This window comes from Rahnella sp. P4_A8, from assembly GCF_056402435.1.
In genome coordinates this window covers 69441-83318 of sequence record NZ_JBFUHK010000013.1, presented here as the reverse complement: position 1 = coordinate 83318, position 13878 = coordinate 69441, and the positions used below count along the sequence as shown (strand labels likewise).

The window sequence follows — 13878 nt, the reverse complement described above, 5'->3', positions numbered from 1 at the left end:
ATTTTTAACTGTTGATCTTGATCAACAAAATACGGTGCTGAATTCTTTTTTAAATCGGATGAAACCGTTATGCAGAGCCTGCCTGATTAATTAAAGGGCAATTTGTGACGGGGGTATCTTTCGGGGTAACGGAAAGCAAAAAATGGAGTAGGGCAAAATGAGARTCATTCACAGCCACACTCCCTCATCAGGCGATCTGCCACCTCTTGCCAGCGGGCGGGTTCCGTGATCTGCCGAAGGGAAAAGCCCGGAGGATGTAATAATCATCTCATCAGTTAAATACAAATAAGATTGTAGTTTGCATTAATGTGATTATTTAATTTAATAGTTAACATAATTTTAATATAACAGGTGTTAAGTTAATAGATAAATAGTTAATTAACTAATGTAATAAGTTTTGGAAGTAAAAATAAACTTATATTAATAGCATGACATCGGCATTGAAATAAAAACAACGAATAATAAATCAATACTCCACTGCGCTTATCTAAAATAGCTCAAATAGCGCGCCGATAACGAATTCAGAATTTAAAACCTTAAAGTTTGGAGTAATTATTATGAGCACCAACCACCTGTTATTAAGTCCGTTCACTCTGCCCAATGGTACTGAGTTGAAAAACCGCATTCTGATGGCGCCAATGACCACCTGCACCGGCTTTTACGACGGCACCGTCACCAGCGAGCTGGTTGAATATTACCGCGCCCGTGCCGGCAGCATCGGCACCGTGATTGTTGAATGCTGTTTTGTCGATGATAAAGGTCTGGCATTCCCCGGCGCTATCGGTATCGATAACGACAGCAAAATCGACGGTCTGGCAAAAATCGCCGCAGCCGTGAAATCTCAGGGCTCAAAAGCCCTTTTGCAGATTTATCACGGTGGCCGCATGAGCGAGCCAAAACTGATTGGTGGCCAGCAGCCGGTTGCGCCAAGCGCACTGGCGGCACCACGTGACGGTGCAGCCACACCGGTGGCACTGACGGCAGATGAAGTTGACGGCATGATCACCAAATTCGGTGAAGGCGTGCGTCGTGCGATTGAAGCCGGTTTTGACGGCGTGGAAATCCACGGCGCGAACACCTATCTGATCCAGCAATTCTTCTCGCCGAATTCCAACCAGCGTGACGACAAATGGGGCGGCAGCCGCGAAAACCGCGCCCGCTTCCCGCTGGCTGTTCTCGATATCACCCATGAGATGGCGAAGAAATACGCCGATTCTTCTTTCATCATCGGTTATCGTTTCTCACCAGAAGAGCTGGAAGAACCGGGGATCCGTTTTGCCGACACAATGTATCTGCTGGAACAGCTTGCTGCCCGCGGGCTGGATTACCTGCATTTCTCCCTCGGTTACTCGCTGCGTCCTTCCATTGTTGATACCACTGATCCGACGCCACTGATCGACAAATATGTCGCGATGCGTTCCGACACACTGGCCAAAATTCCGGTGATGGGCGTGGGCGGTATCGTGAATAAATCCGATGCGGAAATGGCGCTTGAACACGGCTATGACATGATCGCCATCGGTAAAGCCTGCATCGCTTATCCGGACTGGACTGACCGTATCGCAGCCGATCAGAAACTCGACCTGTTTATTGACAGCACACAACGCGAAGCCCTGACCATTCCTGAACCGCTGTGGCGTTTCTCGCTGGTGGACGCGATGATCCGCGACATGAGCATGACCTCGAAGAAATTCAAAGCCGGTGTGTTCCGGGAAAAAGTGCAGGATCCTGCGCATGAACTGGCCGTTAACGTCAGTCTGGAAACCGACCGCATTACGGATATCGCGCTGGAAGCGGGCGCGGACACGGATGTGGAATTCACCACCAGCTTTGAAATTATCCGCAGCCGTATTCTCGACGCTAACAGCCCGCACGTCGATGCGGTGACCGGCGCAACCGAGCAAAGTGAAGCGGTGAAAAAAGCCGTCTCCAAAGCCATCGCCAAATCCTGCAAAGCGCAGTTGCTGGAAGAGGGCGGCAGCCTGAATGAACCACAAAACTACGACGTTGTGGTCGTCGGCAGCGGCGGTGCCGGTCTGGCGGCAGCGATTCAGGCCTGTGACGAAGGGGCGAAAGTCCTGATCGTCGAGAAAATGTCGACCATCGGCGGTAACACCATTAAAGCGTCGGTCGGTATGAACGCCGCGGAAACCCGTTATCAGCGCCTGAAAGGTATCGAAGACAGCAAAGAGCTGTTCTATCAGGAAACCCTGAAAGGCGGTCAGTTCAAAAACAATACTGTGCTGCTGAAAGAGTTCATCGAACGTGCGCCGCAGGCGGTGGAATGGCTGGCCGATCACCATATTGAACTGAGCGATATCACCATTACCGGCGGGATGAGCATCGACCGCACACACCGTCCGGCGGACCGCAGTGCAGTGGGCGGCTTCCTGATCAGCGGTCTGGTGAAGAATCTTAACAAACGTAATATCGACGTGATGCTCGATACGTCGGTCACTGAAATCCGTTATGCCGATGGTGCGGTACAGGGCGTGCAGTTGCTCAATGACGACAATGAAGTGCTGATGATTAATGCCAAAAGCGTGATCGTCGCCACCGGTGGTTTCAGCGCCAACCGCGAAATGGTGGTGAAATATCGCCCTGAACTGGACGGTTTCGTGACCACCAACCACAAAGGCGCCACCGGTAGCGGCATCGCCATTCTGCAGAATATTGGCGCAGGCACGGTGGATATGGGCGAAATTCAGATCCACCCTACGGTTGAACAAACCACGTCTTATCTGATTTCGGAGGCCATTCGTGGCGGTGGGGCGATTCTGGTCAGTCAGGCGGGAAAACGCTTCTTCAACGAAATGGAAACCCGCGACAAAGTATCGGCGAACATCATCGCGTTGCCGGAGAAATTTGCTTACGTGGTGTTTGACGAGCAGGTGCGCCTGAACAATAAAGCGGCTGATGAATACATTGCGAAAGGGTTTGTTATCAGCGGCAGTTCACCACGTGATCTGGCGGCGAAACTGGAAATGAACTCCGATGCCTTCCTGGCAACGCTGGAAAGTTACAACGTCGCCGTGGATAAACAGCACGACACGGAGTTTGGCCGTAAAACTGCGCTGCGCCACCCGATCAATCAGGGGCCGTTCTATGCTATCCGTATCGCACCCGGCGTGCATCACACCATGGGTGGCGTAACCATCAACACCGAAACCTGCGTGCTGGACGCGCAGCAACAGGTGCTCGGCGGCGCATTTGCGGCGGGTGAAGTGGTTGGCGGTATCCACGGCGGCAACCGTATCGGCGGTAATGCCGTTGCAGATATCATTATCTTCGGTATCCTTGCAGGGCAAAACGCCGCGAAATTCGCGATGCGGTAACCGTTTATCACGCAGGGTATTACAATGACGCCAGACGATCGTGTTTATGCTTATTCCGCTGTTTTGATGGGTTCGCCCATTCTTCTCAAGCTGTTTGAACATAACGAAAGTCTGGCGTCTGGCGTTTTCAGGCTGATCAAATTGCAGGAAAACACCTTCACGGTGAACCGCGCGCACTCCGATATTATGGCGATTAACCATGCCGCAGGACGTGACCCTGTCACCGTCAGCGAACCGGTCTATGCATTAATCCGCCGTGCGAAAGCCATCAGTTGCCTGCCGGACAGCCATTTTAATTTCACCATCGGCCCGCTGGTCAAGCGCTGGAAAATCGGCTTCAACGGTCACACCATCCCGGCTGCACAGGATATCAAGACATTGCTGGCGCTGACCGTTCCTGAAGACGTGATCCTTGATGAACAAACCCGTTCGGTGTTTCTGCAAAAAGCCGGCATGGAAATCGACCTCGGGGCGATTGCCAAAGGTTATATCGCCGATGTTGTGCGGGATTACCTGCGGGAACAACAGGTTGAGAACGCATTAATCAATCTGGGCGGTAACGTACAAACGCTGGGTTCCGGTGCGGAAGGGGCATGGGCGATTGGGCTGAAAAAACCGTTTTCGGACCCGGACGCGCTGATCGGTGTGATCAACGTCATCGGCAAATCGGTGGTGACGTCCGGTATTTACGAGCGTTATTTCGAACTGGACGGGCACTGTTATCATCATATCCTTGACCCGAAAACCGGTTATCCGCTGGATAACGAACTGCTCAGCGTGACCATTGTTTCTGAGGATTCAATAGACGGGGATATCTGGACAACGTTGCTGTACGGGATGGGCGTGGAGAAGAGTCTGGCATATATGTCGCAGATTCCGCACATCGAGGCGATTTTCGTCACCCGCGACGGGCGGATTATCTTGTCATCTCAGCGGCAGTTTACCTTCATGCCACTGGATGACCGTTATCGTCTGGTGACTTACTGACAGTACTGCTTCAGCAACGAGTAGTGATCGGCCTGCAGACGGTAACGATATACCGGCCGGCCCGTGACGCCGTAATGAATGCTGGTGAACAAAATGTTCATCTGTGCCAGCCAGATCAGGTATTTACGACAAGACACCCGCGAAATATTCACGGACGTTGCCAGTTCATCCGTGGAAAATTCCATTGTCGGATGGGCATCAATCCACTGACACAATGTGCGTAATGTCTGCAGCGTTAAGCCTTTCGGCAACTTTTTGGTGTCCGCCGCCGCAGTATTGTTGCCGTGGATCAGCCGGTCAACGTCTGACTGTTCGTAATACTGCTGATTATCCATCAGTGTTTTCTTCTGCTGCCAGCCGGTCAGTGCTTCCTCAAAACGGGAAAACTGGAACGGTTTGATCAGATAATCCACCACGCCATAATTAAGCGATTTTTTGATGGTTTCTGCATCTGCAGCCGAAGAAATGACAATGACGTCGACAGGCCGTCGGGCGTTACGCAGTTCAGGCAGCAAATCCAGCCCGTTATCCTGCTGCATATAGACGTCGAGCAAAATCAGGTCGATAGACAGTTCTGAATTCAGTACCAGATCTTTCGCCTGTTGCAGCGTCGACGCGGTGCCGCAGCACGCGAAGCCGTCAATCTGGCCGACATAACATCGGTTCAGCTCTGCCACCATGGCATCATCATCAACTATCAGTACATTGATCAAGAATTTGTCCTCTCGGCATCCCAGGGAAGTTGTACAAAAAATTGAGTGTAAACATCAGGTTCCGATTCTACAGTAATCGTTCCGCCGAGGCTTTCCACTTGCTGTTTAGCAAGAAAAAGTCCCATGCCCCGCTGATCGCCTTTCGACGACACACCCTTTTCGAATATTGCGTCAATATTTTCCGGCTGAATGCCCGGCCCGTCATCACTGACGATGCAGGCCAGCGAACCATTCTGATAGTGCAGCAAGACGCTGACTTCACCATCAGGCTGATCGCCAAGCGCATCCAGCGCATTTTCAATCAGATTGCCCAGCACGGTAATCAGTGCTGCCACCTGATCTTCATTATTATTATCCGGCAGCAGACTGTCATCGCTGAGCGTTAACAGATGCCGGGTGTCCGATGCGCGGTTCATCTTGCTGAGCAGGAAACCGGCAATCACCGGAGACTTTATTTTCAGCAACAGTGAACCGATTTCCGCCTGATAGTTATTGGCCGTTTTGAGAATGTAATCCTCAAGCTGAGCATAACTTTTCATGTGCAGTAATCCGAGGATCACATGCAGTTTGTTCATGAATTCATGCGAACGTTCACGCAACGAATCTGCATAGTTTACCATTCCGCTCAGGCGCTGCATTAACTGGCTGACTTCGGTTTTATCCCTGAATGTACATATCGCGCCAATGATGACGCCGTTGTTGCGTACCGGTACGGTGTTGCTCAGCAGCAAACGCCCCTTGAAGTTGATTTCTTCGTCACGGCGCGGCACGCCGGTATTGAGCACATCGCGAAGGTTGGCGATAAGTGGCAGGGAATCGGCGTCCGGCGTTACGTCGATGGCGGTTTCACGGAAAGTCTGCCGCGCCGTCTGGTTGATCAGCGTGACATGCGCCTGATCGTCGACGGCTATCACCCCTTCTTTGATCGACTGCAACATCGCCTGACGTTGTTCAAACAGCGTCGAAATTTCATAAGGTTCCAGCCCGAACAAAATACGTTTGAGCAATTTCACCAGACAGTAAGTGCCCAGCGCGCCGACCATCAGGCCGAAAAGCACCGTCCACAAAATACTCCAGCGGCTTTTATTGATTTGCTCAGTGACTTTGACCAGCGAAATCCCGATGGCAACCACACCGATTTGCTTATGGTGGTCATCATAGACCGGCGTGAATACGCGCAGCGCTTTGTCGAGCGTACCTTTGTTGATGGAGACATTTTCGTTGCCGAGCAGCGCCGGATTAATGTCATCGCCGATAAAATGATGACTGATCACATCCGCATTCGGATGCGAATAACGGATGCCATCCATATTGGTGACCACAATAAAGAGCAGGTCATTACGTTTTTGCACTGCGCTGGCGATGGGCTGAATTATATTACTGTCAGGAGGCAGCAGCAGAGCACGTTTTGTTTCGGGCAAATCTGCCATGGTTCTGGCGACGGCCAGGGCCTTTTCTTTCACACCATCGCGGGTGGTGTCGCTCACCTGAACAAAATAGAGCATATGGACAACCAGCAAAACAGACGCAATCACGGCGCTTATCATCAGGCTGACTGACGTGCTGAGTTTCATGGGGTGCTTGCGCACGGAATGGCGTTGCTGCGAGTCGCTCATGGGAGCCCCGGAGAGAATAGAGCCAAATGCTCATTGATAATTTTGATGGTTCGCGTTGTTCATCCGGTGGTATGGCGTAGAACTCTGCGTGAACCATCCCTGTTCACGCATAATGATATGTTTATTTGCTTGATACTTCCGCTATTTATTACTTTCGAAAGTGCGATTTACGGTGCGGGAACCTCAATAAAAAAGGCCCGAATCTCTTCAGGCCTTATCTTTGCAATCCTGATGACAGATTACTGGAAGTAAATATCGCCGTTTTCGGCTTTGAGGATCTTCCCGTCGGTGTCGGTGATCAGCGCGTAGCTGCCGCCGATGTAAGTCCAGTGGCTGCCCGCATCGGGTGCAGGCAGGTGACGTTCCTGCCAGCCGACGATTTCATAGGGTTTGGTGCGGTACAGCGCAGGCACCTGATCGCCGATGGAATACAATTTGGAATCATCGTAGAACGATTTGATTTCATGTGAGTTTGACGCGGCAAATGCCGTGTTAGCCAGAGGTAACAACGATGAAACAACCAGGGCTGATAACATAACAATTTTAGAATGACGCATAGATTATCCCGTTAAAACCATCAACTTAATGCCTGCCTCGGTGATATGCCGCCAGTCCGTTGTATGAGCAGTAAAGCCGAAGCCTGTGCTTTTTCTGTAGGGCAGGATAATAACGAGAAAGTGAGCGCAGGCTGGGAGGTTTTTTTGTGTCGAAATGCAAATGGCGCAACAGCCACCCCGGACATGATGACATTTAAGGCTGTGCCGTTGCTGATATGACTTCAGAACCGTCCGATGATTTCAACCAGCCTGTCTGTATGTTCTATGGTTAAGGTTCATTCATTTTCTACATGCGTTTTGTAGATTCATTTTAAAAATAAGGAGTGTTTATGAACAACAAAACAATCCCGATCTCCCTGAATGAACCTCACGTTGATGCGTATCCGACGCCGCCGTTTGAGCATCAGAAGCAGCCGTTTCCGGGGCTGGCCAGCATAATGCACCCTGTCCCCGATCATGGCGAAAAAACCTACAAAGGCAGTGCCCGGCTGGAAGGGCGTAAAGCGCTGATCACTGGCGGTGACTCCGGCATTGGTCGTGCGGTGGCGATTGCCTTCGCCCGCGAAGGTGCGCAGGTCGCCATTAATTATCTGCCGGACGAAGAGCCCGATGCCAAAGAAGTGGTCGATCTGTTATGGGCCGAAGGGCGGAAAGTGATCGCCATTCCGGGCGATATCCGTGACGAGAAATTCTGCCAGCAACTGGTGAAAGAAGCCGAAGAGAAACTCGGCGGGCTGGATCTGCTGGTCAATAACGCCGGTCGTCAGCAGTTCTGTGATTCGATTAAGGATCTGACCACTGAAGCGTTTGACGCCACGTTCAAAACTAACGTGTATGCGATGTTCTGGATAACCAAAGCGGCGCTGGAATTCATTCCTCGCGGCGGTTCGATCATTAATACCACCTCCGTGCAGGCGTTTTTACCGAGCGATAACTTGCTCGATTATTCATCAACCAAAGCCTCGATCATGGCCTTCACCAAAGGGCTGGCTAAACAGCTCGCGGAGGATGGCATCCGCGTGAACGGCGTTGCACCGGGGCCATACTGGACGCCGTTGCAGATTTCAGGCGGTCAGCCGCAGGAAAAAATCGAGTCGTTTGGTGAGCAGGCTCCTCTGAAGCGTCCGGGGCAACCTGCGGAAATCGCCGCGATATACGTGACGCTGGCCTCAAATGACAACAGCTATTCCTCAGGACAAATCTGGTGTTCTGATGGGGGAACCGGCACGGTATAAGCCGCCTTCAGTACCGCCAAAGCCCGTCATTGACGGGCTTTTTTATTCAGGCATGTTCCCGCGCATTGGTACGTCATAAATAATTACGTTGCTAATTAATTCGGCATAACCCGTCATCTTTACTCATCTTTTACAGGTACCAGATAACCACTGCTTTTATTCTTCGTGTCTGTGTGATTGCCCGCGCTTTGCATGCGGGCTTTTTTTTGCCTTAAAATGCTTTGATAGATATCGATTTCATAATAAGCAATCAGATTATTCCAATTATGCTATATTTGAAGGAATCATTTTCTTTTTTGTGCAGAGTGCATCACATGCCGGATATCAAAATTGTTTGCGAGCAATGCGGGGCAGATCGTTTCATCGCCGCAGTGAACTCGCCCCTGGCAGAGACCGTACATTCTCTGATTTGTGCCGTTTGCCAACACCCGGTGCGGGTGGAAGAAGTTGTTATCTTCAGGGACGGTATGTATATCAGTGGTTCCTATGACACTTTCCTGACCGAACCTGGCAAATTGCATAATTTTATTCTCTGAATATTCAGCGTCCGTTTTGCCTTACTGGCAATAAACATTGAAGCGCAAACAGACAAAGATATCACCATGATTAATGCCAGCCCGCCCAGTTGTCCCCGGCCCATGCCTGCTCCTGCAAATAACGACGAGATAAACAGCAGGACTGGTGTCCGGTGTTTCCCCGTTACCATTTTTAGTGCCAGTTCAGTATCACAGGTCGTCTGGCCTACACGCCGTCCTGCAACTTTCTGATTTTATTCGCGGATTTCAGAGACTGATTGAGATCCTGAATGCGCTTCATGGTTTTCAGGGTCCGCGATGCGGTAGCCGAGGCAAGGGATAAAATCAGCATTTCCAGACAGACCAGTACCGTGCCATGGAGCGGCATGCGGCCATTTTCACCACCGCGCGGAACATTGATGACAATATCAGCTTGCTTTGCAAAAAAAGAATCACTGGCGTTGGTCAGTAAAATGAGAGGGATATTCAGACGCTTTGCTTCCTGTATTGCCGTTCTGCCCTCACGATGAGCACTTTTCTGCGCCATCATGATCAGGACATCGCCGCGTTGCAGGTTTATGAGCTGTTCCGCCAGCGCAATGCCTGAGCGGTTAAGTGATACTGCCGGAATGCCAATCCGGCTAAAAAGCCGTGTGCTGTAGTCCGCTAAAATGCCTGAAGCGTTCAGACCAAACACCGCCACCTGGCGCGCATTAATCAGCAGCGCGATAGCTTCAGAAATGGCCTGCCGGTTAGCGGGCTCCGCCAGCGTATCGCAGGCACGTTTATGCCCGTCGAGAACGAAGTTGATACCCGAATTGATATCGCTGGCCAGTTCGCTGACCGTCGTGCTCATCTTCTCTTCCGAGTTCACCGCCGTACCAAACCAGGCTTCCAGCGTCTTTTTCATGTCGCGTAATCCGGCGAAACCGAGTGCCTGAACGGCGCGTACTACAGTGGCATCCGAAACTTCTGTCGCGGCTGCAATATCCATTGCCGTGGCTTCCAGCGCCGATTCACGGTTGTTGTGGATATAAGACACCACCGCCTGCAAGCCGGGAGACAGTGAGGGCGCCCGGGCGCGGTAGCGTTCACCGAAAACATCAATACGTCTTTTTACCGGAATGGCAGCCATGTAATTTTACCGATCCTTTTAGTTTTGAAAGGCTTACCGGTGAATGCAAAGCATTCACACTGTGGGTTTATTTTAACAATGTAGCGTTTTTAGCAGCAAAAATATTCAAATTCTTCTGTGCTGAACCGGAACCCTATGCGGCTGAAACGTCGGGTTTCAATAAAAATTATTTAAAAACAGTTTGTTAAGTTCTGCTGAAAGCAAGATGCCTGCCGTAAAGTCATGATTTCTTCCTGTAGCAAAATTCTGAAACATATCATTTACTACTACATATCTGCATGTTGGAATGATTATCAATTGCATTACGGGGAAGTGCGTTATATTTAACACCGGGTTGATTGAAATGAATAATAAAAAACTGTTTGATTTTAAAAGAAAAGGCCATCCGGCGATTCTTGCTGCTATTTATGGCGTTGCGATGCTGGCGCCTGTTACAGGGTATTCAGCCACAGACAGCGACACGCTGACCATCACCGGAAATGAGGCGAATGATCAGGGATACAGCGCAGGCACCAGTTCTGTTGCCAGTAAAACGCCCACACCGCGTCTTAACGAGGCACAATCGGTCAGCGTCGTGACCCGACAACAACTTGACGATTATCAGGCCACAAGTCTTTCTGATGCGATGCGTTTTGTCAGCGGTGTCAGTGAGGGGAATACACTCGCGGGCACGGAAGATGGATTTGTCCGGCGTGGTTTTGGTTCCAACTCTGATGGTTCCATTTATCGCGACGGCGTCCGCAGCAGTCAGGGTCTCAATTTTGATGCCACCACCGAGCGGGTTGAAGTGCTGAAAGGTTCCGCGTCATTACTCTACGGGATCCAAAACCCCGGGGGTGTCATCAACCTGGTCAGTAAAAAACCGCAGTATGACTGGCACACCAAAGTCAGCGGACGTTACGCCAGTGAAGGTGGCGGAGCAGGGACAGTGGATGTCACCGGCCCGCTGGGTAATGGTTTTGCTTTTCGCATGATTGCGGAAAAACAGGATCAGGATTACTGGCGTAATTTTGGCAGTGATAAACACACCCTGATTTCGCCTTCGCTGCAGTGGTACGGCGAAAAGGCCAGTTTCCTGATCAGCTATTCTGATTACCGCTACGACATTCCATACGATCGCGGAACCGCTTTTATTAACGGCAAACCGATCGATATCGGCTATAAGGACCGGCTGGATGACAAGTCAAACCGCGCCTGGGGTCATAATAAAACGCTGAACGCCCATTATGACTGGCAGTTCAGCGATGACTGGAGCACCCGCCTGACGCTGGGATGGAACCAGCGCCGCTACAATAATGACGAAGTCAGGGTGACAGCGGTTAACGCGACAACCGGCGCCGTGACGCGCAGGGCGGATGCCAATCGCGGTTTTAATCACAAGACCAAATATGTTTCCTGGGATCTGCTGGGTTCACAGGACATTCTGGGTATGAATCATGATCTTGTGCTGGGCACTGATTATGAGATGAACCAGACTTATCGTGCGCATCAATACCAGGGCAAAGCCAACAGCAGCTTCAACTTTATGGATCCGCAATACGACATTCTCTCCCCGGTCGCCGACAGCACGACTGAGAATACGGCTAACGGCAATAACCTGAACCGGATACACAGTCGTTCGGTGTATGCCAAAGACAGCATTTCACTGACACCGGACTGGATTGCGGTGCTTGGCGGCCGTTATCAACATTATGAGCAGCGAGCCTCAAAAGGTTTTGACCCCGTCGTTCAGACGCTTGATTCCGAAGGGAATAAGTTTTTACCTCAGGCCGGTCTGATTTATAAAGTCACGCCAGAGGTGTCTCTTTACAGCAGCGTCAGCAAATCCTTTACACCCTCAACGGATGTAGACGATGACGGCAACGTAGGAAAACCTGAACAAGGCACTACCTGGGAAGTGGGCAGTAAATGGCAGATTACGCCACGCATGTTTGCCAGCGTGGCGCTGTACCGTATCGATGAGCGGGACATGTCACTGAGCATTAACGGCGAAACACGCGCCATTGATAAAGCACGCTCCAGCGGGGCGGAATTTGAGCTGAATGGTGAGATCCTTCCTGACTGGGAAGTCAGTGCCAATTACAGCTATGACAAAGCCGAAATTGTGGATGATGGTGAAAACTCTGCGAATAACGGCAACCGTTTGCAGAATGCGCCGCGCCATTCGGGCGCGCTCTATCTGAGCCATAATCTGGTGATTAACGGCCTGCCGGGTGATTTCCGTGTCGGCGGCGGGGCGCGTTATGTCGGCACCCGTGCGGGAGACCCGGAGAACAGTTTCACGTTACCTGATTATGTTGTGGCTGACAGTTTTGTTGCGTGGAACAACCGTCTGTTCGGGGAGAAGACGCAGCTGAAACTCAACCTGAATAACCTGTTCAACAAACATTATTACACGTCCAGCGGCGGTAACCTGCGCGTGCGCGAAGGTGAAACCCGTAATCTTATGGTGCAGGCAAGTGTTGAATTCTGATCTGCGGTTGACTCCGCGAGCGCGTAGATATTCTGTTATGACTGTGCTGTTTATGTTGTTGCTGACGGGCTTTGGCGTACAGGCCCGCACAGTGATCGATATCGACGGTAATCATGTGGACATTCCCGATAATCCGCAACGTATCGTGCTGGGCGAAAGCCGGATGCTTTATACGCTGGCCCTTCTGGAAACGGGTGATCCTGTCAGACGGATTGTCGGCTGGCCACTCGATCTGAAGAAGTATGACAGCCAGACCTGGGACATTTTTGCGCAGCGTTTTCCGCATATATTGACGATTCCGTCGCTGGGGTTGGGGGGAACAAATGATATGAACCCTGAAAAGGTGCTGGCGCTGAAACCAGATCTGGTGATCCTGCCCAGCCTTGCGCGCTATGACGATGCCGATTTGCGTCTTAAAGAAATGCTCAACGCTGCGCATATCCCGATAGTGAAAATCGATCTTCGTGTCCATCTGCTGAAAAATACTACGCGCAGTGTGAGTATTCTGGGCGAGGTGCTTAACCAGACTGCACGCGCCCAGGCATTTAATCACTTTTACGATACTCATATGCAGGTTATCCATGATCGTCTGGCCGCTTATTCCGGCCACAAACCGACGGTGCTGCTTCAGTTACATCTTGGACGTCGCAATGAATGTTGCGTGACTGCCGTGAAAGGCAGTCTTGGTGAACTGCTGAATTTTGCCGGAGGGGATAATATCGCCAGCAAAACGGTGCAGGGTGTCTTTGGCCAGCTGAATGAAGAAACGGTTATCATGGCGCAACCTGAGGTTTATTTCGCCACGGGTGCAGGTTCTCCTGATGATCAGAATGATTTGAAACTGGGGCCCGCCATATCACCGGAAATGGCACAACAAAGTCTGCGGGAACTGACTGCCAGGCAGAATGGATTGCGTGAACTTAAAGCGTTGCATAACGGCCGCACCGGGATGATATGGCATAATTTCTACCTCAGCCCGTGGCATGTTGCCGCGACCGAGTTCATGGCAAAAACCCTTTATCCTGATGTGTTTGCGGATATCGAACCTGAGCAGACATTAAAACAGATCTTTCATGACTACCTGCCAATCCCCTATACCGGCACATATTTTGCCAACGGCAACCGGTGAAGGGGCGTTGTTCTGAATGCATATTTTATCCTGAGGGGCTTTTTTCTTCGTAAATTCACCTGCCATGTCCGGTTTTCTGCCGCTATAAAATCTGTAAAAGTGGACATTAGTCGACTTTTCCTCTAAAACTTCTGCGGTTAATGCCAGACAATACCGGTATTCGGCAATCAAATAATAAGCGCT

10 protein-coding genes are annotated in these 13878 nt (G+C 50.8%); 6 read left to right on the top strand and 4 right to left on the bottom strand.

Annotated features, from left to right (window positions below; translation table 11 throughout):
- The first annotated feature begins 557 nt into the window (after nucleotides 1-557).
- Together AC1DUO_RS09735 and AC1DUO_RS09730 are read left to right on the top strand one after the other, a co-directional pair.
- On the top strand, nucleotides 558-3335 hold the full coding sequence (locus AC1DUO_RS09735) for a flavocytochrome c (RefSeq protein WP_013578287.1): 2778 nt from the start codon (nucleotides 558-560) through the stop codon (nucleotides 3333-3335).
- Nucleotides 3336-3359: 24 nt separating this feature from the next.
- Nucleotides 3360-4322, top strand: a complete 963-nt coding sequence (locus AC1DUO_RS09730) for an FAD:protein FMN transferase (RefSeq protein WP_119262295.1) — start codon at nucleotides 3360-3362, stop codon at nucleotides 4320-4322.
- Here AC1DUO_RS09730 and dcuR read toward each other — a convergent pair.
- The 3 genes from dcuR to AC1DUO_RS09715 form a co-directional block, all read right to left on the bottom strand.
- Nucleotides 4316-5035 (bottom strand): two-component system response regulator DcuR, encoded by a 720-nt coding sequence (gene dcuR / locus AC1DUO_RS09725; protein WP_014416701.1) that lies wholly within the window; start codon nucleotides 5033-5035, stop codon nucleotides 4316-4318. The genes AC1DUO_RS09730 and dcuR overlap by 7 nt on opposite strands.
- The gene (locus AC1DUO_RS09720) at nucleotides 5032-6651 is read right to left on the bottom strand and encodes a sensor histidine kinase (RefSeq protein ID WP_037032932.1); all 1620 of its coding nucleotides are present in this window, start codon (nucleotides 6649-6651) and stop codon (nucleotides 5032-5034) included. Before AC1DUO_RS09720 ends, dcuR begins: the two co-directional genes overlap by 4 nt.
- Nucleotides 6652-6890: 239 nt before the next feature.
- Nucleotides 6891-7208 (bottom strand): RcnB family protein, encoded by a 318-nt coding sequence (locus AC1DUO_RS09715; RefSeq protein WP_013578291.1) that lies wholly within the window; start codon nucleotides 7206-7208, stop codon nucleotides 6891-6893.
- Between the two features lie 329 nt (nucleotides 7209-7537).
- Here AC1DUO_RS09715 and AC1DUO_RS09710 point away from each other — a divergent pair, with 329 nt between their 5' ends.
- Entirely contained in the window at nucleotides 7538-8443 is a 906-nt protein-coding gene (locus AC1DUO_RS09710) for an SDR family oxidoreductase (protein WP_119262294.1), read from the top strand.
- Nucleotides 8444-8757: 314 nt separating this feature from the next.
- Entirely contained in the window at nucleotides 8758-8979 is a 222-nt protein-coding gene (locus AC1DUO_RS09705) for a hypothetical protein (protein ID WP_013578293.1), read from the top strand.
- Between the two features lie 205 nt (nucleotides 8980-9184).
- On the opposite strand, the gene AC1DUO_RS09700 is transcribed toward AC1DUO_RS09705, so the two are convergent.
- Nucleotides 9185-10093 carry a MurR/RpiR family transcriptional regulator gene (locus AC1DUO_RS09700; protein ID WP_013578295.1) on the bottom strand — a complete coding sequence of 303 codons (909 nt, stop codon included), beginning with the start codon at nucleotides 10091-10093 and terminating at the stop codon, nucleotides 9185-9187.
- Between the two features lie 343 nt (nucleotides 10094-10436).
- Between AC1DUO_RS09700 and AC1DUO_RS09695 the strand changes: the two genes are divergently transcribed.
- Together AC1DUO_RS09695 and AC1DUO_RS09690 are read left to right on the top strand one after the other, a co-directional pair.
- Nucleotides 10437-12566, top strand: a complete 2130-nt coding sequence (locus AC1DUO_RS09695) for a TonB-dependent siderophore receptor (protein ID WP_119262293.1) — start codon at nucleotides 10437-10439, stop codon at nucleotides 12564-12566.
- 37 nt (nucleotides 12567-12603) lie between these two features.
- Nucleotides 12604-13695 carry an ABC transporter substrate-binding protein gene (locus AC1DUO_RS09690; RefSeq protein ID WP_119262292.1) on the top strand — a complete coding sequence of 364 codons (1092 nt, stop codon included), beginning with the start codon at nucleotides 12604-12606 and terminating at the stop codon, nucleotides 13693-13695.
- Nucleotides 13696-13878 lie beyond the last annotated feature (183 nt).

What these genes read in the sequence shown, in the direction of transcription:
- AC1DUO_RS09720 (WP_037032932.1), bottom strand. Translation starts at nt 6,651, where the DNA reads ATGAGCGACTCGCAGCAACGCCATTCCGTGCGCAAGCACCCCATGAAA.
- AC1DUO_RS09735 (WP_013578287.1), top strand. Translation starts at nt 558, where the DNA reads ATGAGCACCAACCACCTGTTATTAAGTCCGTTCACTCTGCCCAATGGT.
- AC1DUO_RS09690 (WP_119262292.1), top strand. Translation starts at nt 12,604, where the DNA reads ATGACTGTGCTGTTTATGTTGTTGCTGACGGGCTTTGGCGTACAGGCC.
- AC1DUO_RS09715 (WP_013578291.1), bottom strand. Translation starts at nt 7,208, where the DNA reads ATGCGTCATTCTAAAATTGTTATGTTATCAGCCCTGGTTGTTTCATCG.
- AC1DUO_RS09730 (WP_119262295.1), top strand. Translation starts at nt 3,360, where the DNA reads ATGACGCCAGACGATCGTGTTTATGCTTATTCCGCTGTTTTGATGGGT.
- AC1DUO_RS09700 (WP_013578295.1), bottom strand. Translation starts at nt 10,093, where the DNA reads ATGGCTGCCATTCCGGTAAAAAGACGTATTGATGTTTTCGGTGAACGC.
- AC1DUO_RS09705 (WP_013578293.1), top strand. Translation starts at nt 8,758, where the DNA reads ATGCCGGATATCAAAATTGTTTGCGAGCAATGCGGGGCAGATCGTTTC.
- AC1DUO_RS09695 (WP_119262293.1), top strand. Translation starts at nt 10,437, where the DNA reads ATGAATAATAAAAAACTGTTTGATTTTAAAAGAAAAGGCCATCCGGCG.
- AC1DUO_RS09710 (WP_119262294.1), top strand. Translation starts at nt 7,538, where the DNA reads ATGAACAACAAAACAATCCCGATCTCCCTGAATGAACCTCACGTTGAT.